We start from the raw sequence: 22,988 nt of genomic DNA on the forward strand, positions 1-22,988 counted from the left end.
TCACTCCTGCATTGGACTTTCGCCAACCCGACACTCCGCGTTCTGTCTCCTTCCTGATACTTATTCTCATTCGTTAATTTTTCCGGTGTGCATTCGTTTTATAGGGACGACGTGCCTTTGTGCTTCCCGCCACTGATCCGGATGCTTAGAAATGAATGCTGAAGACTCCTTGAAACTCGCTCGCCGGTTTATCGGGTTGCCCCTGGAAAAGCGCCAGATGTTCCTTGCGGCCTTGCACAAGGAGGGCGTTGATTTCGCCCGGTTTCCCATCCCGGCTGACATCGAGGCCGAGGATCGCCAAGTGTTGTCATACGCACAGCAACGCATGTGGTTTCTCTGGCAACTGGACCCGCACAGCGGCGCGTACAACCTGCCGGGCGCGGTGCGCCTGACCGGGCGGCTTAACCTGCCCGCGCTGGAGCAAGCGTTCGCCAGCCTCGTTGAACGTCACGAAACCCTGCGCACGGTGTTCCAGCGCCAGACCGACGACCGCTTGCTGCAAGTACCGGCCAGCGCGCCGCTGGTCATCAATCATGTGGATTTCAGCGCGCTCCCGGCCACGGAGCGCGAACTCGCCGTTGCGCGAGCCGCCGAACAGCAATCGGTGCAGCCGTTCGATCTGTCAGTCGGCCCGTTGCTGCGCGTCACTTTGCTCAAACTCGCCGATCTGGAACACGTGCTGCTGCTGACTCTGCACCACATCGTGTCTGACGGCTGGTCGATGAACGTGCTGATCGACGAATTCATCCGCTGCTACGACGCGTTCGACGCGGGCACACAACCACAACTCGCGCCATTGCCGATCCAGTACAGCGACTACGCCCTGTGGCAACGCCGCTGGCTGGAAGCGGGCGAGCAGGCGCGCCAACTCGATTACTGGCAAACACAGTTGGGCAATGAACACCCGGTGCTGGAACTGCCCACCGACCACTCGCGCCCGGCAATGCCCAGCTATCGCGGCACTCGCTACGAATTTGCCGTTGACGCACAACTGGCGGAACAACTGCGCGCCACTGCGCAGAAACACAACATTACCTTGTTCATGCTGTTGCTCGGCGCCTTCAACGCGCTGTTGCATCGTTACACCGGGCAGACCGATATCCGCGTCGGCGTGCCGATTGCCAACCGCAATCGCGCCGAGATCGAAGGCCTGATCGGGTTCTTCGTCAACACCCAAGTATTGCGCACGCAACTCGATGGCCAGACCCGCGTCGACGACTTGCTGCGCGCCATCAAGGAAACTGCCCTCGGTGCCCAGGCCCATCAGGATTTGCCGTTCGAGCGTCTGGTCGAGGCGCTGAAACTGGAACGCAGCCTCAGCCATACGCCGCTGTTCCAGGTGATGTACAACCACCAGCCACAGGTCGCGGACATTGCCTCTGTCAGCACGGCGTCCGGCCTGGCGCTGGGCGTGATCGAGTGGGAAGGGCGCACCACGCAGTTCGACCTGACCCTCGACACCTACGAAAAGGGCGGCAAGCTGCACGCCGCGCTGACCTACGCCAACGACTTGTTCGACGCCGACACCATCACGCGCATGGCGCGGCACTGGACCCGTCTGCTGCAAGGCATGGTCAGCGATCCGACGCAGCGCATCAGCGATTTGCCGCTGCTGGAAAGCGCGGAATACCAGCGCATCGTGCATGACTGGAATCGCGCCGACGCATACTACCCGCAAGACCTGTGCATTCATGAACGGATCAGCCAGCAAGCCGCGGCCAGTCCGAATGCATTGGCGGTGACCTTCGGCACCCGGCAGCTGACGTACGCAGAACTCGACATTCAGGCCAATCGCCTGGCGCACAAACTGATCGAACTGGGTGTCGGCCCGGAAGTCCGCGTCGGCGTAGCGATGCAGCGTTCGGAAAACCTGCTGGTGGCGTTGCTGGCGGTACTCAAGGCCGGCGGCGCCTACGTGCCGCTGGACCCGGACTACCCGGCCGAACGCGTCGCCTACATGCTCGAAGACAGCCGCGCCTTGGTGTTGCTGACGGAGCAATCGGTCGCCACGACATTGACCGTGACAGCCGATATGCAAGTGTTGCTGCTGGGCGACAAAACGTGGACCGAGTACCCGGAAAACGCCCCCGAAACCGGCGTCACACCGGACAACCTCGCCTACGTGATCTACACCTCCGGCTCCACTGGCAACCCCAAAGGCGTGGCCATCGCCCATCGCAATGTGCTGGCGCTGATCGACTGGTCGGCATCGGTCTACAGCCGCGAAGACATCCAGGGTGTGCTGGCCTCGACCTCGGTGTGCTTCGACCTGTCGGTGTGGGAGCTATTCGTGACCCTGGCCAACGGCGGCTCGGTGATCATCGCCCGCAATGCCCTGGAATTGCCGCAACTGCTGGCGCGGGATCAAGTACGCCTGATCAACACCGTACCGTCGGCGATCAATGCATTGCAGCGCGACGGGCAGATTCCGCCGTGTGTGCGCATCATCAACCTCGCCGGGGAACCGCTGAAGCAGAGTCTGGTGGACGCGCTGTATCAGCAACCGACCGTCGAACACGTCTACGACCTGTATGGCCCGTCGGAAGACACCACGTATTCGACCTGGACCCGACGCGAGGCCGGTGGCCACGCGAACATCGGTCGCCCGCTCAAACACACCGCCAGCTATTTGCTGGATGCCGAGCTGCAACCGGTGCCGCAAGGTGTCTCTGCCGAGCTTTACCTGAGCGGTGCGGGGATCACCCGTGGTTACCTCGCGCGGCCGGGCATGACCGCCGAAAAATATGTGCCAAACCCGTTCGCCCGCAATGGCGAGCGCCTGTACCGCACCGGCGACCTGACCCGATATCAGGCCGACGCCACGTTGCAATACGTCGGGCGCATCGACCATCAGGTCAAGGTTCGGGGCTTTCGCATCGAGCTCGTTGAAATCGAAGCGCGGCTGTTGCAGCAGGACGCCGTGCGCGAACTGGCGGTGCTGGCGCAGGACGGGGTCAACGGCCAGCAATTGGTGGCCTACATCGTGCCGAACGATCCCGTGTTGCTGGGCGACACCGACGCTCAAGCGACTCAGCGTGAAACCTTGAAAGCCGCACTGCGCCAGCATTTGCCGGATTACATGGTCCCGGCGTTCCTGCTGTTCCTCGATCACTTGCCGCTGACCCCCAACGGCAAACTCGACCGCAAAGCCTTGCCGGCGGTTGAGGGTTCACAACAACAACGCGAACACGTCGCGCCACGCAGCGCACTGGAAAAATCCCTCGCTGCGATCTGGCAGGACGTGTTGGCTGTCGATAACGTCGGTCTGGAGGATAACTTCTTCGAACTGGGCGGCGACTCCATCGTGTCGATGCAAGTGGTCAGTCGCGCGCGCCAAGCCGGGATCGTGTTGAGCCCCAGGGACCTGTTCCAGCACCAGACCATTCGCAGTCTCGCCCAAGCGGCCCGCAGCGGCGAACAGGTGTTGATCGACCAGGGCCCGGCAATCGGCGCGCTGGCGTTGGCGCCGGTGCAACAGTGGTTCTTCGAACAGGCAATCCCCGAGCGTCAGCACTGGAACCAGTCGCTGCTGTTGGTGCCACGCGAGGTGTTGAACGCCGAGGCGCTGGACCGTGCCCTTGAGCAATTGCTGACCCACCACGACAGCTTGCGCCTGCGCTACGAGCAGACTGCTGACGGCTGGCAGCAAACCTACGCCGCGCCGACCACGGAGTCGGTGCTGTGGCAGCGTCAGGCGCACTCCGACGACGAACTTAACGCCCTGTGCGACGAAGCCCAACGCAGTCTCAATCTGCAAAATGGCCCGCTGATGCGTGCGCTGCTGGTGGCGATGGCTGACGGTACACAACGCCTGCTGTTGGTGATTCATCACCTGGCGGTGGACGGTGTCTCCTGGCGCGTGCTGCTGGAAGATCTTCAGCAGTTCTACAGCGGCAACAAGGTGTCGTTGGTTAAAACCAGCGGCTATCAGCGCTGGGTTGCCCGTCTGCAAGATCATCTTCCAGCGTTTGAAAACAACCTCGGTTATTGGCTGACCCAACTGAAGAGCGCAGCGAATAGTCTGCCCTGCGACCGCCCGAACGGCGCGCTGGAGAACCGTTTCGAGCACAAAATCGAGCTCAAACTCGATACCGAACACACCCGAAAACTGCTGCAACACGCCCCGGCGGCCTATCGCACCCAGGTCAACGACCTGCTGCTGACTGCACTGGCGCGCGCGGTTTGTCGCTGGAGCGGGCAGGGCAGCGCGCTGATTCAACTGGAAGGGCATGGCCGCGAAGACCTGTTCGACGACATCGACCTGACCCGCACCGTGGGCTGGTTCACCAGTCTGTTCCCCGTCAATCTGGTGCCGTCGAGCGATCTCGGCGCCTCGATCAAAACCATCAAGGAACATCTGCGCGGCGTGCCGGACAAGGGACTCGGCTATGGCGCATTGCGTTATCTCGGCGGCTCGGTGTTGAGCGCCGAACTTGCCGCGTTGCCGCAACCGCGCATTACCTTCAACTATCTGGGGCAATTCGACCGTCAGTTCGACGACGGCGCAATGTTCGTGCCGTCCACCGAAGGTACCGGCGTGGCGCAGGATCCGTCGGCGCCGCTGGGCAACTGGCTGACAGTTGAAGGCCAGGTTTACGGCGGCGAATTGTCATTGAGTTGGGGCTTCAGCCGCGAGATGTTCGACACCGCGACTATCCAGCGTCTGGCGGACGACTACGCGCAGGAACTCAAAGCGCTGATCGATCACTGCTGCGCCGTTGAAGTGCCGCAAGCCACGCCGTCCGACTTCCCGCTGGCGCGCCTCAGCCAGACGCAACTCGACGCATTGCCGGTGGCAACTCTTGAGGACCTGTATCCACTGTCGCCGATGCAACAGGGCATGCTGTTCCACACCCTCTACGAACCGCACGTCGGCGCGTACATCAGTCAGTTGCGCCTGGACATTCAAGGCCTCGATCCGCAGCGCTTTGCCTGTGCCTGGCAGACCGCACTGCAACGCCACGATATTCTGCGCAGCAGCTTCCACTGGCAAGGACTCGACACCGCGCATCAGGCGATCGTCCGTCAGGTTGCATTGCCGCTCGAGGTGCTGGAAGCGACCGACACCGAGGCGCTGGCCGATGCCGAGCGCGCCCACGGTTTCGAATTGGGGCGCGCGCCGCTGTTCCGCTTGAAGCTGGTTCGTGCCGACACTGACGCCTGGCACCTGATCTACACCAGCCACCACATTTTGATGGACGGCTGGAGCAACGCGCAGTTACTGGCCGAAGTGATCCAGCATTACGCCAGCGGGCAATCGCTGCCGGCACCGACCGGGCAATACCGCGATTATCTGGGCTGGTTACAGCAGCAATCCGCCGTCGCTGGCGAGCGGTTCTGGAAAGCCGTGCTGGCGCCGCTGCAAGCGCCCACCTTGCTCGCCGAAGCCTTGCGCCCGCCCGTGGGTGCCGAGGGCAGCGAAGCCTATCGAGTAGCCTTCGACCACCGCGCCACTCAGCGTCTGGCCGACTTCGCCCGGCAACAGAAAGTCACCCTCAACACCGTGCTGCAAGCGGCGTGGAGCCTGTTGCTGCACCGCTACACCGGTCAGGATTGCGTGGTCTTCGGGGCCACCGTCGCGGGTCGTTCGGCGCCGCTGCCGGGGATCGAAGAACAGCTCGGGCTGTTCATCAACACGCTGCCACTGGTCTGCGCGATGAAGCCTGCGCAAACCGTCAGCCAATGGCTGGGCGAACTGCAAGGGCTGAACCTGGCCATGCGCGAGTTCGAGCATGTGCCGCTTTACCACATTCAGGGCTGGGCAGGGCAGCAGGGTTCGGCGCTGTTCGACAGCCTGCTGGTGTTCGAAAATTTCCCGGTCGCCGAAGCGCTGAAGCAGGGCGCACCGGCCGGGTTGTCGTTCGGCAACCTGCACAACCACGAGCGCACGCACTATCCACTGACCCTCGGCATCGAACTGGGCGAGGGTTTGAGCCTGGATTTCAGCTACGACGCGGCGCGGTTCAGTGCGGCGCAAATCGCTGAGTTGTCGGCCAACCTGCAGCATCTGCTGATGCAGTTGATGGCGCTGCCGGACGCGGCTTTGGGTGCGCTGGAATTGCTCGATGTCGAGGGCAAAAATGCGCTGCTTGCGCTCAGTCAGCCGGCCCCGGTTCAGTTATCCACCACCCTGTTGGTCCATGAACACATCGCCGCTCAGGCTGCCAATACGCCGAATGCACTGGCATTGCAGGTTGACGGTCAATCCTTGAGCTACGCCCAGCTGAACACCCAGGCCAACCGCCTGGCCCATCGCCTGATTGAAAACGGTGCCGGTCCCGGCAAGCGTGTCGGGCTGGCGCTGCGCCGTGGGCCGCAACTGATCGTCAGCCTGCTGGCGGTGCTGAAAAGCGGCGCGGCGTACGTGCCGCTGGACCCAAGCTACCCGGCCGAACGCCTGGCCTACATGGTCGACGACAGCCGCCTCGATGTGCTGCTGTGCGAATCCGGCCTGCTGGAAAGTGGTCAAGGCGTGCGCCGTCTCAGCCTCGACGACAACGTCGGTTTCCCTGAACACGATCCGCAAAGCCATGCGGTTGCCGAAGATCTGGCCTACGTCATCTACACCTCCGGCTCCACCGGCCAACCCAAAGGCGTGGCCATCGCCCACGCCGCATTACGCGAGTTCTGCCAAAGCGCCGCCGACTATTCGGTGCTGTCGGCGGCGGACCGCGTGTTGCAGTTCGCGACCTTCAGTTTCGACGGCTTCGTCGAGCAGTGCTTCCCGGCGTTGTGCGTCGGCGCGGCGTTGATCATGCGTGGCGATGCGCTGTGGGATGCCGGGCGACTGGCGGCTGAAATCGTCCAGCAAGGCGTGACCGTGGCGGACTTGCCAGCGGCCTATTGGTATTTGCTCGCCCGCGAATGTGCTAGTGGCGACATAAGCAATCTCGGCGATTTGCGTCAGGTGCATGTCGGCGGTGAAGCGATGTCGGTCGAAGGTTTGCGCTTGTGGCATCAAGCTGGATTGAGCCACGTGCGACTGCTCAACACCTACGGCCCGACCGAGGCGACCGTGGTGTCCAGCGTGCATGAATGCCGTCTCGAGGATGCCTGCGATGCGTTCGGCATTCCGATTGGTCGCGCCGTCGCCGGTCGTGCGTTGTACGTGCTGGATGCGTCCGCTCAGTTGTTGCCCAACGGTGGCGTCGGCGAGCTGTGCATCGGCGCACCGACCTGCCTTGCACAAAGCTACTTCGATCGCCCGGCGCTGACCGCCGAACGTTTCCTGCCGGACCCGTTTGCCCGTGAGCCGGGCGCGCGGCTGTACCGCAGCGGCGACCTGGCGCGCTACAACGCTGACGGGAATCTGGAATACGTCGGCCGTATCGATCATCAAGTAAAGATCCGCGGTTTCCGCATTGAAATGGGCGAGATCGAAGCCTGTCTGCAAGCTCGCGAGGACGTGCGTGAAGCGGCGGTCATCGCTCAGGACGGCGTGCAGTTGGTGGCATATGTTGTGGCCAACGATGCGGTGGTTTCTGAAACTGACTATCTGGAAGGTCTCAAGGCGGTTCTGCGTCAGTCGTTGCCGGAATACATGGTGCCAAGCCACCTGATCCTGCTGGCCAGGTTGCCGCTCAACACCAACGGAAAACTCGACCGAAGGGCCTTGCCCCGCGTTGAAGTCAGCGGCGTACAACGTGACTTCGTGGCCCCGGCCCGAGGGCTGGAAACGCAGCTGGCGCTTATCTGGCAGGACGTGTTGCAGGTCGAGCGAGTAGGGCGCAACGACAACTTTTTCGAACTGGGCGGTCACTCGTTGCTGGTGCTTCAAGTGATATCGCGGGTGCGCCAGCAAGTGCACCTCGAATTGTCGGTGAGCAGCCTGTTCTCGGCCGCGACTCTGGCGGAATTTGCCGAGCGTGCGGCGCTGGCGAACATCAGTGGTCAGCCGGTCCTGCAATCTGCGCCAGTCGATCAACCGCCGATGCTGTCGTACGCCCAGCAACGCCAATGGATTCTCTGGCAGCTGGACCCGCAAAGCCCGGCCTACAACATTCCCGCTGCATTGCGCCTCAAGGGGTCGCTGAACCTCACTGCGTTGCGCGAAGCGTTCGCGCAATTGCAGGCCCGTCACCAAACCCTGCGCACCACCTTCGATCAGAATGGCCAGCAGGCGCGTCCGGTGCTGCATGAGACGCTGGCGCTGCAACTGGAACTGCGCACGCTCGATCAGCTGTCGGTGGACAGCGCGGTGACGGAAGAAATCGCCCGGCCGTTCGACCTGCGAAACGGCCCGCTGTGGCGCGTCTTGCTGCTGCAAGTGAACGCCGACGAACACGTGCTGGTACTCACCGTGCACCACATTGCTGCCGATGGCTGGTCGATGCAGGTCATGGTCGATGAGTTCAGCGCGCTGTATCAGGCGGCCGTCGACGGCCATGGTGCCGATCTGGCCAGCCTGCCGGTGAACTACAGCGACTACGCCCGTTGGCAACGCGACTGGCTGGAAGCCGGCGAGGGCGCACGGCAACTGGCATGGTGGAGCGGACAACTGGCCGGCAGCCAGACTCCGCTGGAGTTGCCGAGTGAGCTGACCCGTCCGGCCCGTCGCTCTGAGCGTGGCGCCAGCCTGATGCTGAACGTTGATCGCGAGTTGCTGGCCGGTTTGCGCCAGCGTGCCCAAGAGCAGCAAGTGACCTTGTTCATGCTGTTGCTGGCGAGTTTCCAGACCTTGCTGCATCGACAGAGCGGGCAGTCGAGCATCAGCGTCGGCGTGCCAAGCGCCGGACGTTCGCGTATTGAAACCGAAGGCCTGATCGGCTTTTTCATCAACACCCAGGTGCTGCGTACACAGATCGACGGGCAGCAGCCGTTCAGTGCGTTGCTGCAACAGGTCAAGCAGGTTGCCCTGGATGCGCAAGCCCATCAGGACGTGCCGTTCGAGCAATTGGTCGATGCCTTGCAACTGGACCGCAGCCTCAATCACAGCCCGTTGTTCCAGGTGCTCTACAACCATCAGCAGCAGTTGGGCGCGAGCGTCGAGCGCAGCATGGCCGGTTTGCAGGTCGAGCGTTTGCACTGGCAGCAGCAGACCACCCAGTTTGATTTGGTACTCGACACCCAGGAGCAGAACGAAGCGCTCGATGCCAGCCTGACTTACGCCACGGATCTGTACGACGAGGCGTCGATGCAGCGCCTCGCCGAGCAGTGGCTGAATCTGCTGCGCGCGGTGGTCAATGATCCACAGCAACGCGTCGCCGAATTACCCCTGCTGCATGCACCGCAATCCGACGCGTTGATCCAGTACTGGAACCCGGCGTTCGAGGCGCAACCCTTGTCGCCAACCTTGCACCGGATGTTCGAAGCTAAAGCCGCGCAACAGCCGAACGCCATTGCACTGGTCTGCGAAGGCAAGCAACTGACCTACGCCGCGCTCAACGCCCGGGCCAATCGACTGGCGCGTATGCTGCGGGAGCAGGGTGTCGGGCCGGAAGTGCGGGTCGGCATTGCCACCGAGCGGGCGATGCCGCTGGTGGTCGGCTTGCTGGCGATTCTCAAGGCCGGCGGTGCCTACGTGCCGCTCGATCCGCACTACCCGGCCGAGCGCCTGAGCTACATGATCGAAGACAGCGGCCTCACGCTGCTGCTGACCCAACAGCATTTGATCGACGGTTTGTCCTCTTGCGAGGGCGTGCAGGTGCTGATCCTGGAATCGCTGGAGCTGGACACCTTCAGCGACGACAACCTGCCGTCGCTGGCGGCCGCTGACAACCTCGCGTACGTGATCTACACCTCCGGTTCTACCGGGCGGCCCAAAGGCGCATTGCTCAGCCATGCCAACGTCGGGCGCCTGCTGAGCGCCACCGCCGACGAGTTCAACTTCGGCCCGAACGATGTCTGGACGCTGTTCCATTCCTACGCCTTCGACTTTTCGGTGTGGGAGCTGTTTGGCTCGCTGTGCACCGGCGGACGCCTGGTGATCGTGCCGCATGACATCAGCCGCGAGCCGCAAGCGTTTCACCGTTTGCTCTGCGATGAAGGCGTGACGGTGCTGAACCAGACCCCGAGCGCGTTCCGCCAACTGATGCCGATTGCCTGCGCCAGCCCGCGCAGCATGGCCCTGCGGCAGGTGATTTTCGGCGGTGAGGCCCTCGACGTCGCGAGCCTGCGCCCCTGGTTCGAACGCTTTGGCGACCAGCAACCCACTTTGGTCAACATGTACGGCATCACCGAAACCACGGTGCACGTGACCTACCGTGCGATTCGTCTGGCCGACCTGCACGGCAAGGCCCTGAGCCCGATTGGCCTGCCGATCCGCGACCTGCGCTGGTACTTGCTCGACAGTCAGTTACAGCCAGTACCGGTGGGCGTTGCAGGCGAGTTGTATATCTCGGGCGCCGGCCTGGCGCGCGGTTATCACGGGCGTTTCGGCCTGACCGCCGAGCGTTTTGTGCCGAGCCCGTTTGACGTTTCGCAACGCCTCTATCGCAGCGGCGACCTGGCGCGCCAGCGTGTCGATGGCAGCATTGACTACCTTGGCCGCATCGACCAGCAAGTGAAGATTCGCGGTTTTCGCATCGAACTCGGCGAAATCGAAGCCGCGCTGCTGGCCCAACCGGGCGTGCGCCAAGCGGTATTAAACGTCCACAACGGCGACGGCGGAGCGCAGTTGTGCGCCTACGTGGTGGCCGAGCACACCCCGCATGACCCGATTGCCTGGCGCGACACCCTGCGCTCCGCGCTCAAGGTCGATCTGCCAGATTACATGGTGCCGAGCCATTGGTTGTTGCTCGACGCCTTGCCACTGACCGGCAACGGCAAGCTCGATCGCAAGGCCTTGCCCGCGCCGGATGCCGAGGACTGGCAACGTCCGTTCGAAGCCCCCGAAGGTGTCCTCGAACAGCAACTGTCGGCGATCTGGGCTGAGGTGCTGGGCGTGGCGCAGATCGGCCGGCGCGACAATTTCTTTGAACTGGGCGGGCATTCGTTGCTCGCCGCCCAGGCCAGTGCCCGTGTGGAACTGGAACTGGGCATCGAGCTGCCGCTGCGCGCGCTGTTCGAATCCACCGACCTGCAGGCTTATGCCGCCATGGCCGGGCAACACGCCCCGGCTGACAACGATGCACGTCTTGATGCGCTTGAGTCGCTTCTCGACGAGATGGAGATCAACTGATGGAACACACCACTGCCCAGCGTATCGCCAGCCGTTTCGCCGGCCTGCCCGCCGACAAGCGCCGCGAGTTTCTGAGCCGCATGCAAGAGCAGGGCGTGAGCTTCGGCCAATTGCCGATTCCGCCGGCTGCCGAGCCGCAAACGAGCTTTGAACTGTCATACGCGCAGCAGCGCCAATGGTTTCTCTGGCAGCTTGACCCGCAGAGCGCTGCGTACAACATCCCGGCGGCGTTGCGCTTGCACGGGTCGCTGAATGTCGCAGCGTTGCAGCAGAGTTTTGATGTGTTGCTGGAGCGGCATCAAAGCCTGCGCAGCCGTTTTATCGAGGATGACGGTCAAGTCGTTCAGACGCTGGCCGAGTTCACATCGCTGGCGATCGAACACATCGATCTGCGCGACGAACCTCAGGAACATCGCCTCGATCTCGCGATGAAAAGCGTCGAACAGGACATCGCTCGCCCATTCGATCTGCAACACGGGCCGCTGTTGCGGGTCAGCCTGTTGCAACTGGATGCCGAAGACCATGTGCTGCTGTTGACCCTGCACCACATTGTCACCGATGGCTGGTCGATGGGCGTGTTGGTGGAGGAGTTCTCCCGTCTCTACGCCGCGCATTGCCAAGGGCAAAACGCAGCGCTGGAACCGCTGCCGATCCAGTATTCCGACTACGCCGTGTGGCAGCGTCGCTGGATGGAAGCGGGGGAGCTGGAACGCCAGCTCAACTGGTGGCGTGACACGTTGGGCAGCGAACAACCGCTGCTGGAGTTGCCGACTGATCGCCCACGCCCGGCACAACCGAGCCAGCGCGGTGCACGTCTGGATTTCGCCCTCGATGCAAAGCTGGCCAGCGGCCTGATGAGCCTGGCCAAACAGCGCGGCGTTACCCCGTTCATGCTGTTGCTGGCAAGTTTTCAGGCCTTGCTCTATCGCTACAGCGGCCAGTCCGACGTGCGCATCGGCGTGCCGATTGCCAATCGTAACCGTGCGCAAACCCGTGGCCTGATCGGCTTCTTCGTCAACACCCAGGTGATGCGCGCCGAACTGGACGGTCGCCTGCCGTTCAGCCAATTGCTCGACCAGACCCGCACCGCGTCGCTGGACGCCCAGGATTATCAGGACTTGCCGTTCGAACGTCTGGTGCAGGCGCTGCAAGGTGAACGCAGCCTCAGCCACAGCCCGCTGTTCCAGGTGATGTTCAACCACCAGCAAGCCAAACCGGCAGCGGTCAGCGGCTTGCTCGCCGGCCTGCGGGTCGAAGCGCTGAACGCCACGGCGCATACCACGCAATTCGACCTGCAACTGGACACGCAGGAGGAGGGCGACAAGCTGTTCGCCAGCCTGACGTATGCCACCGATCTGTTCGACGCCGAGCGCATCGAGCATCTGGCCCGCCACTGGCGCAACCTGTTGGCCGGCGTGCTGGCGAACCCGCAATGCCCGCTCGCCGAGTTGCCGCTGCTGGACGCCGACGAGCGTCTGCGCATTCTCGATGAACTCAATGACACCGCTCAGGCTTATCCGGGCGACGTCTGCGTACAGCGCCATTTCGAAGAGCGCGTGGCTGAAAACGGCGCGGCGACGGCGCTGGTGTTCCAGGGCCAGACCCTGAGTTACGCCGAACTGAACCTGCGCGCTAACCGCCTGGCCCATCACCTGCGCGCCCAGGGTGTCGGCCCGGAAGTGATTGTCGGGATTGCCTGCGAGCGTTCGTTTGAAATGGTGGTCGGCCTGCTGTCGATTCTCAAGGCCGGTGGCGCGTATGTGCCGCTGGACCCGGAATACCCGCGGGATCGCCTGAGCTACATGATCGAAGACAGCGGTATTTCGTTGTTGCTGACCCAGGAACATCTGCTGGCGCAATTGCCGACGCCCGATACCCTGCGGACCTTGTGCCTGCGCCCCGAGGCTGATTGGCTGAACGATCTGCCCGGCACTGATTTGCCTGCTTCTGATTTAAAGAGTCGGGCCGTCGGCGAAAACCTCGCCTACGTGATCTACACCTCTGGTTCCACCGGCAAACCCAAAGGTGCGGGCAACCGCCATGTGGCGCTGCATAACCGTCTGGAGTGGATGCAAGACGCCTACAACCTGCTGCCGACCGACCGCGTGCTGCAAAAAACACCGTTCAGTTTCGACGTGTCGGTGTGGGAGTTTTTCTGGCCTTTGACGCAAGGCGCCACGCTGGTCATCGCCGCGCCGGGTGAGCATCGCGATCCGCAATGCCTCGCTGCGTTGATCGTCGAGCAAGCCATCACCACGCTGCACTTCGTGCCGTCGATGCTTTCCGCGTTCATCGGCGCTGACGAATCTTTGGCCTGCACCTCGCTGACACGGATCATTTGCAGCGGCGAAGCGCTGCCAATGGAGCTGCAACGCCAGACGCTACGAAGTCTGCCGCACGCCAACCTCTACAACCTCTATGGCCCGACCGAAGCGGCCATCGACGTGACCCACTGGACCTGCGTGGAAGAAGGCCGCGACAGCGTGCCGATTGGGCGCCCGATTGCCAACCTGCGCGCCTGCATCCTCGACAGTGAACTGCAACCATTGCCACTGGGCGCGGTGGGCGAGTTGTACCTCGGTGGTGTCGGCCTGGCGCGTGGTTATTACCGTCGCGGCGCGTTGACCGCCGAGCGTTTCGTGGTCGATCCGTTCGGCAGCGGCGAGCGCCTGTACCGTACCGGTGACCTGGCGCGATATCGCACCGACGGCGCCATCGATTACTGCGGGCGCATCGACCACCAAGTGAAGATTCGCGGTTTGCGCATCGAACTGGGCGAAATCGAAGCGCGCCTGCAAGAACATGCCGACGTGCAGGAAGCCGTGGTACTGGCCCTCGACGGTCCGAGCGGCAAGCAATTGGTCGCGTATCTCGTGCCGCAGGATCGCGCACTGCTGGAGGCCACTGCCGATCAACAAGGCGCGTGGCGCGAAACCCTGAAAAGCCATCTGCTCGCGAGCCTGCCGGATTACATGGTGCCGGCGCAGACCGTGCTGATCGAACAAATGCCCTTGAGTCCCAACGGCAAGCTCGACCGCAAACGCCTGCCTGCGCCCACCGCGTACATCAGCCAACGCGCCTTCGAAGCACCGCGCAGCGAACACGAGCAAGTGCTGGCGCAGATCTGGCAGGACGTGTTGGGCGTGGAGCAGGTCGGGCGTCAGGACAACTTCTTTGAATTGGGCGGTGATTCGATCATCTCGATTCAAGTGGTCAGCCGTGCGCGTCGTGCAGGCCTGAGCCTGCAACCCCGCGACTTGTTCCAGCAGCAGACCTTGCAAGCGCTGGCCGCGGTGGTCAAAGAGCACGCCGCGCCGCTGGCGCAACAAGGGCCAGTGGACGGTGTGCAAATACTCACGCCGATCCAGCGCTGGTTCTTCGCCGAACCCATCCCGCAACGCGCGCACTGGAACCAGGCCGTGTTGCTGACGCCGCGCGAAACCCTCGAACTGCCGCGCCTGCAAGCCGCGCTGCAACGCCTGCTCAAGCAGCACGATGCCCTGCGTTTACGCTTCAGTCAGGTCGAAGGCCAATGGTCGGCGCGTTATGTCGGGGCCGACAGCGCGGACGTGATCGACATGCTCTGGACCGCCCGCGTGGCCAGTGATGCCTCGCTGGAATCGGTGTGCGATGAAGCGCAACGCAGCCTCAGTTTGCAAGACGGTCCCTTGCTGCGCGTGGCGTTGATTGCGCAAGCCGATGGCTCCCAGCGTTTGCTCTTGGTGATTCACCACTTGGCGGTGGACGGTGTGTCCTGGCGGGTGTTGCTGGAAGATTTGCAGGCGGCCTACCTTGGGCAAGCGCTGCCGCCGAAGACCAGCGCTTTCCAGGCGTGGGCCGGGAAACTCGACGCCTATGCACGCTCCGAAGCAGCCACTGATGAACTGAGTTGGTGGCAGGCGCAGCTGAGCGTGGCGAATGATTGGTTGCCGGCTGCCAATGCCCACGCCAGTCAGGCCGGGCATCTGCGCCAGGGCGTCAGCATCGGTCTGGACCGTGAACAAACCCGCCAATTGCTGCAACAGGCGCCGGCGATCTACCGCACGCAAGTCAACGACCTGCTGCTGACCGCACTGGCCCGCACCCTCAGCCGCTGGACCGGCGACCAATCGGCGCTGATTCAGCTCGAAGGCCATGGCCGCGAAGAACTGTTCGACGACATCGACCTGACCCGCACCGTCGGCTGGTTCTCCAGCCTGTTCCCGGTGCGCCTGACGCCGACCGCCGACCTGGCGGGTTCGATCAAGGCGATCAAGCAGCAACTGCGCGAAATCCCCGGCAAAGGCATGGGCTACGGCCTGTTGCGCTACATGGGCGATGCGTTGACCCAAGCGGCACTGGCCGCGTTGCCGCAGGCGCGGGTGACGTTCAACTACCTCGGCCAGTTCGACCAGAGCTTTGCCGAGGACGCGTTGTTCACCCCGGCCCGCGAATCCAGCGGTGCCGCGCAATCGGCCGAGGCACCGTTGCCGAACTGGCTGTCGGTGGACGGTCAGGTCTATGGCGGCGAACTGAAGCTCGACTGGACCTTCAGCCGCGAATGCTTCGACCGGCGCGAAATCGAAGCCCTGGCGGCAGATTTCCGTATCGAACTGCTGGCGCTGATCGCCCATTGCCTGAGCGATGGGGCGGGCGGCGTGACCCCGGCGGACTTCCCTCTGGCGCGGCTGACCCAGGCGCAACTCGATGATCTGCCGGTGCCGCCGGCGCAGATCGAGGACGTGTATCCGCTGTCGCCGATGCAGGCCGGTTTGTTGTTCCACAGCCTGTATGAGGGGGAGTCTGGCGCCTACGTGAACCAGCTCAGCGTCGAAGTCCGTGGCCTCGACGCCGAACGACTGGGCCGTGCATGGCAAGCGGTGCTCGACACCCATCCGATCCTGCGCAGCAGTTTCCACTTCCCGGAGGGATTCGAAGCGCCGGTGCAGTTGGTCCATCGTCATCTGCACTTGCCGATGACCTGCCTCGACTGGCGTCGTCGTGGCGATCAGGCCGAAGCGTTGATTCAATTGATTGACAACGAACGCTTGCAACTCGACCCGACCCGGGCGCCGTTGATGCGCTTGACGTTGGTGCGACTCGACGATGATCGCCAACAACTGATCTACACCCACCATCACCTGTTACTGGATGGCTGGAGCAATTCGCTGTTACTCAGTGAAGTCCTGCAGCGGTATGCCGGGCAAGCGGTGCAGGCGCCCACCGGGCGTTTCGCCGATTACATCGGCTGGCTGCAACGTCAGGACGCGCAGGCCGATGAACTGTTCTGGCGTGAGCAACTGACCAACCTCGACAACCCGACGCTGTTGGCGCAGAGCCTGGCCCATGGCGGCGGTAAACACCTGTCGACGGCAGGGTTTGGCGACCATCGCCAGACGTTCGATGTAGCCACCAGCCAACGCTTCAGCGAGTTCGCCCGTCAGCAGAAAGTTACGCTCAACACTTTGGTGCAAGGCGCGTGGGCGCTGCTGTTGCAGCGCTACAGTGGCCAGCGTAGCGTGGCGTTTGGCGCGACCGTGGCGGGGCGGCCGGTCGATTTGCCAGGGGCCGAAAGCCAGCTCGGGCTGTTCATCAACACCTTGCCGGTGATCAGCACGCCAGATGCGCTTGAAAGTGTCGGCCACTGGTTGACTCGCTTGCAGGCGCAGAACCTCCAATTGCGTGAGCATGAATTCACCGCCTTGGGCGACATTCAGCGCTGGGCCGGGCGGGCCGGCGAGCCGCTGTTCGACAGCCTGCTGGTGTTCGAAAACTTCCCGGTGGCCGAAGCGCTGCAACGGGGCGCACCGGCCGGGTTGAGCTTCTCGGTCCCGCAGAACCATGAACGCACCAACTTCCCGCTGACCCTGGCGGCGACTGCTGAGCGCCAGCTCAGCCTGAACTGGAGCTATCAGTGCGCTCACTTCCGCGCCGAAGCGATTGTCCGCATGAGCGAGCATTTGGCCGCGCTGCTGTCAGCGATGGTCGCCGCGCCTCAGGCCGCATTGAGTGAACTGGCGCTGCTGACCGCGCCGGAACGCGCGCAACAATTGGTCGAGTGGAACCCTGCGTTCACCACCACGGCAAACCCGCTGTGCGTGCATCAATTGATCGAAGCCCAAGCGGTTATCCGCCCGAACGCCACCGCGTTGATCTTTAACGACCTGGAACTGAGCTTCGACCAGCTCAACCGTCGCGCCAATCAACTGGCCTATCGCTTGCGCGCACTGGGCATCGGCCCGGAAGTGCGGGTCGGCCTGGCGATGCAGCGTTCGCCGGAAATGATCATCGGCCTGCTGGCGATCCTCAAGGCCGGCGGTGCTTACGTGCCGCTGGACCCGGCGTACCCGGCCGAACGTCTGCGTTATCTGATGGAAGACAGCGGCATTGCGCTGCTGATCAGCCAGTCGTGGCTGCGGGAAAAACTGCCGTTGCCGCCAGGTCTGCCAGTGCTGGAAGTCGACCGCGAACCGCTGGAATCGATGGCTGACACCAACCCGGTCAACCTGACCTGTGGCGAAAACCTCGCCTACCTGATCTACACCTCGGGCTCCACCGGGCGGCCAAAAGGCGTCAGCGTGGCCCACGGTCCGTTGGCCATGCATTGCCTGTCGATTGGCGAGTTGTACGGCATGACCCCGGACGACCGCGAGCTGCAATTCGCCTCGATCAGCTTCGACGGCGCCCACGAGCGCTGGCTGACGCCGCTGGTGTTCGGTTCGGCGGTGATGCCCCGTGACGATGAGTTGTGGAGTGTCGAGCGCACCTGCGCCGAGATCGAAAAACACGGCATTACCATCGCCTGTTTCACCCCGAGCTACCTGGCGCAGATCGCCGATTTCATGGGCGAAGCGGGGCGTGACCTGCCGATCCGTTCCTACACCCCGTGCGGTGAAGGCATGGCCAAACATGCCTTCGATGAAGTGCAACAGGTGCTGCAACCCAAACGGCTGATCAACGGTTACGGCCCGACCGAAACGGTGATCACGCCGCTGATCTGGCTGGCGTACCCGGATACCGAATTCGACTCGGCATTCATGCCGATAGGCCGGCCGGTGGGCAATCGCAGCGCCTATATTCTGGACGGCGGTTTGCAGCCGCTGCCGGTCGGCGTCGCGGGCGAGTTGTACCTGGGCGGCGAGGGTGTCGCCCGGGGTTACCATCAGCGTCCCGATTTGACGGCTGAACGTTTTGTGCCGGATCCGTTCGTGCAGGGTGCGCGTTTGTACCGCAGTGGTGACCTTGCGCGGTTCCGTGCCGATGGCGTCGTTGAGTACCTGGGCCGGATCGACCAGCAAGTGAAAATTCGCGGGTTCCGTATCGAACTCGGCGAAATCGAAGCCTGCCTGCTTGAACATGAAGGCGTGCGTGAAGCCTTTGTGATCGACCGCGACGGCCCGGTCAGTCGCCAATTGGTCGGTTACGTGGTGCCGCGTGATCCGCTCGCCGATGAGCAGGACCTGCGTGAAGCGCTGACGGCTCATCTGCGCAGCCGCTTGCCGGCACACATGCTGCCGGCGCATTTGATGTGCCTGGCGGCGTTGCCACTGACGCCGAATGGCAAGCTTGATCGCCAAGGACTGCCGGCGCCTGAGGCCACTCGGCAGCAGCACGATCACGTCGTCGCCGCGTCGCCGGCCGAAGCGCTGCTGGTGGAGATCTGGCAGGAACTGCTGGGGCTGGAGTCGGTGGGCGTCACCGAGAACTTCTTTGAACTGGGCGGGGATTCGATCATCTCGCTGCAAGCGGTGAGCCGTGCCGGGCAGCGCGGGTTGGTGTTCAGTCCGAAGCAACTGTTCGAACAACAGACGATTCGTGCGTTGGCCGTGGTGGCCAGCAGCCGTGAAGCGGCGTTGGTTGACGTGCCGACAGTCCCGGCGTTTGCGCTGGTGCCGCACATCGACGTTGCCGCCCGTGAAGGTCTGCAAGACCTGTATCCGTTGTCGCCGATGCAGCAAGGCATGTTGTTCCATTGTCTCGATTCACCGGAACTCAACCCTTACGTCAACCAGTTGAGCGTGGCGGTGGACGGTTTGCAGGTGCCGCGTTTCCGCGCGGCGTGGCAGATTCTGGTGGAGCGTCACGAAGTGCTGCGGGCGGCATTCCGCTGGCGTGATGGCTTGGCCGATCCGCTGCAAGCGGTGTTCGCCGACGTCGAGTTGCCCATCGAAGAACTCGACTGGCGTGAGCGCAGCGACACCGAGCATGCGTTGCAGGAACTGGCCGCCGCGGAACAGGCCAAGGGCTTCGACCTGAGCTGCCCGCCGCTGATGCGCTTCATCCTGGTGCGCCTCGGTGATGACCGTTACCAGATGATCTGGATTTACCACCACTTGCTGCTGGACGGCTGGAGCGCCTCGCGTCTGTTGGGCGACATGCTGCGCCTGTACCACAACGACACCTTGCCGAGCCTGACCGGTCGCTACGCCGATTACATCGCTTGGCTGCAGCGTCAGGACGGAGCGCAGGCCGAAGGCTTCTGGCGCGAGCGCCTGGCATTGCTCGAAGAACCGACCATTCTGGCCAAGGCCTCGGGTGCCGCTGGCTCCGGGCACGGCGTGATGTACAGCAACCTCGACAGCGAGGCGACGCGCAAACTGCACACCTTTGCCAAGCGTCAACGCGTGACGCTGAACACCCTGGTGCAAGGTGCGTGGTTGTTGCTGTTGCAACGCCACAGCGGCCAGCGCAGCGTCGCGTTCGGCGCCACGGTGGCGGGGCGTCCGACCGGATTGGCCGGAGCGCAGGACATGCTCGGCCTGTTCATCAACACCTTGCCGGTGATCCAGACGCTTGATCCGCAACAGCCGTTGGGCGAGTGGTTGCGCGAGTTGCAGGACTACAACTTGATGGTCCGCGACTACGAACACACGCCGTTGTCGGACATTCAGCGTTGGGCCGGGCAGGGTGGCCAGGGTTTGTTCGACAGCATCATCGTGTTCGAAAACCATCCGGTGGACCGCGCGCTGCGCGGGGGCGAGGAAGGTGAGCTACGTTTTGCCGAGGTCGGCAGCGGCGGCGTGACCAACTTCCCGATGGACTTGATGGTCAGTGCCAACGAAGAAGGTTTGGAAGTCGAGTACCTGTTCCTGCGGGACCGCTTCAGTGACGTGGAAGTAGAGCGGATTCGTGCGCAGCTTGAAGGGTTGCTGCGTGCGTTGCCGGAAGATGCGACGTGTCTGCTCGGCACCATTGGCCTGCCTGAATCGCGTATCAGCCTGCCGCAAGCGTCGACCGACAGCGCCGATGTGTTGCACGCGTTCAATCAGCATGTACAGACGCAGCCACAGAAAATCGCCTTGATCTGTGAGGATCGGCACATCAGCTATGCACAGCTTGAGGCGCAAGCCAATAGGCTGGCGCAGCAGCTGATCGACCGGGGCATTGGCGCGGAAAGTCTGGTGGCGGTAGCGTTGCCGCGTTCCGAACGCACCATCATTGCGTTCCTCGCGGTGCTTAAAGCGGGGGCGGCTTACCTGCCTTTGGACCTGGCGTACCCGGCCGAGCGACTGGCTTATATGTTGAGCGATTCGGCCGCGAGTCTGTTGCTCTGCGACAGCGATCTGGGCGAACGGCTGCCGTTGGCGGATAGCCCACCACGCCTGCCGTTCGATCAGTTGCGCGTCGTCGACAACGCGGCGTGCCCGCTTTCCAATTCGTTGCCGGGGCATCTGGCGTACCTGATCTACACCTCCGGCTCCACCGGCCAACCCAAAGGCGTGGCCGTGGAACGCGGGCCGATTGCCCGGCATTGCCGCGACATTATCGAACTCTACGAACTGGCACCGCGCAGCCGTGAACTGCACTTCATGTCGTTCGCCTTCGACGGCGCTCAGGAGCGTTGGCTGAGTGTGTTGTTGGCCGGCGGCAGTCTGGTGATCCGCGAGGACACTGTGTGGACCCCGGAACAGACCCTGGAAGTGTTGCATCGTCATGCCGTCACCGTCGCCTGCTTCCCGCCGGCGTACCTGCAACAGATGGCCGAAGTCGCCGAGCGTCTGGGCAATCCACCAGCGGTCGAGGTGTATTGCTTTGGCGGTGACGCGGTGCCGGACGCCAGTTTCGAACAGGTCAAACGCGCCTTGCGTCCGCAGCGTCTGGTCAATGGCTATGGCCCGACCGAAACCGTGGTCACGCCGCTGTTGTGGCGTGCCGAGACCAGCGAAACCTGCGACGCGGCGTATGCGCCGATTGGTCGAGGCGTGGCCGGGCGTGGTGTGTACGTGCTTGATGCCGACCTCAATCCGTTGCCGGTCGGCGTCAGCGGCGAGCTGTACCTGGGCGGCGAATGCCTGGCGCGGGGGTATCACCAGCGTCCGGGCATGAGCGCCGAGCGTTTCATCCCCGATCCGTTCGAGGCCGGTGGCCGCATGTACCGCACCGGCGACCTGGTGCGCCAGCGCGAATGCGGGTTGATCGACTACCTGGGACGGCTCGACCAGCAAGTGAAGATCCGTGGTTTCCGTATCGAACCGGGCGAGATCGAAGCGCGCCTGCGTGAGTGCGCGGGCGTGCAGGATGCCGCCGTGGTGGTTCACGACACACCGACCGGCAAGCAATTGGTCGGTTATGTGGTGGCGGCCGGCGCAGTCGGTCTGGATCGTCGCTTGAAGGCCGAACTGCAAGCGCAACTGCCGGATTACATGGTGCCGGCGCGGATCATGGTCCTGGAGTGCTTCCCGCTGTCGGCCAACGGCAAGCTTGATCGTCGCGCACTGCCTGCGCCGGAATGGGCGCTTGGCGGCTATCGCGCGCCGCGCAACCCGCTGGAAACGGCGCTGACCGCGATCTGGCAAGAGGTGCTTGGCGTGCCGCAAGTGGGCATCGACGACAACTTCTTCGAACTCGGCGGCGATTCGTTGCAGGTGCTCAAAGTGATTTCGCGGGTGCGCAGTCAGCCGCAATTGGGCTTTGAATTGAAGCTGCGGGATCTGATGCAGAAACCGTGCATCGCTGAGCTCAGCGACTATCAGTTGGCTGAACCGGCGACCGCACCGGACCCGTTGCTGGCGTTGAATGCACGGATCCCCAACGTGCCGGCGTTGTTCTGCCTGCACGCCGGTTTCGGCACGGTGTTCGACTACGAACCGCTGGCGCGACGCCTGGAAGGACGGCGCACGGTGTACGGCGTGCAATGCCGCATGCTGCTTGATCCGCAGTGGCAGGACGAGTCGCTGCTGGCCATGGCGCAAGCCTATGCGCAGCGGATTCGCGGTCAGCAGGCCAAGGGGCCGTATTACGTGTTGGGCTGGTCGTTGGGCGGTGCGTTGACGCAATTGGTCGCTCACGAACTGGAATCCCGGGGTGAAACGGTTGCGTTTGCCGGGCTGATCGACAGTTACGTGGCGGGCACGGCAGAAGCGGGGGACTGGCGCGAGGATCTGGGGGACTTCCTGAAGTTTGTGCTGGGGTTGCCGGCCGATGAGGCACAGGCATTGATCGCGTTGAAAGCCGCTGACTTGAACGAGCGTGAAGGTTCCAGCGCCGTGATCGAGGCGGTCATGCACGGCTCCAACGAACAAGCCACGTTGGGCGCAGGGGAACTCACGCAGATCTTCGCGACAGGTTCACGCCTCAAGCAACTGGCGCTGGCGCATCGGCAACTGCCGGTGATTCAAGCAGCGGCGCACCGCTGGTGGGTGGCCGAGCGCGAGGAGGAGCGTCGAGTGTTCGAGGCGCAGGTCGGCAGCCATGGTGTGGATCGCCTGTTGGCCGGCGGACATTACGAACTGCTGCGTAGCGACGGGTTGCTGGATGAGTTGGAAGACCTGTTGGAGCGTCGCAGGGTCATTGCATGACGTTTCTGTAGGCGCAAGGCGTGCCCGCGATGGCGATCTCAAGGGCGCTATCGCTGGCAAGCCATGCTCCTACATGTCCAGGTTCGATTATT

At 63.1% G+C, this 22,988-nt stretch carries 2 protein-coding genes; both read left to right on the plus strand.

What is annotated here, in order from left to right; genetic code table 11:
- Positions 1 to 151 precede the first annotated feature (151 nt).
- Positions 152 to 11,119: an amino acid adenylation domain-containing protein gene (locus AB4N43_RS26115; protein ID WP_460152196.1), complete on the plus strand. Its 10,968-nt coding sequence runs from the start codon at positions 152 to 154 to the stop codon at positions 11,117 to 11,119.
- Positions 11,119 to 22,896 (plus strand): non-ribosomal peptide synthase/polyketide synthase, encoded by an 11,778-nt coding sequence (locus AB4N43_RS26120; RefSeq protein WP_460152198.1) that lies wholly within the window; start codon positions 11,119 to 11,121, stop codon positions 22,894 to 22,896. The genes AB4N43_RS26115 and AB4N43_RS26120 overlap by 1 nt, the downstream gene beginning before the upstream one ends.
- Positions 22,897 to 22,988 lie beyond the last annotated feature (92 nt).

The sequence above is a fragment of the Pseudomonas sp. S2_B07 genome (assembly GCF_054668435.1).

Bases quoted from the DNA above. Each gene is read 5' to 3' on its own strand.
- AB4N43_RS26115 (WP_460152196.1), top strand. From the start codon at position 152: ATGAATGCTGAAGACTCCTTGAAACTCGCTCGCCGGTTTATCGGGTTG.
- AB4N43_RS26120 (WP_460152198.1), top strand. From the start codon at position 11,119: ATGGAACACACCACTGCCCAGCGTATCGCCAGCCGTTTCGCCGGCCTG.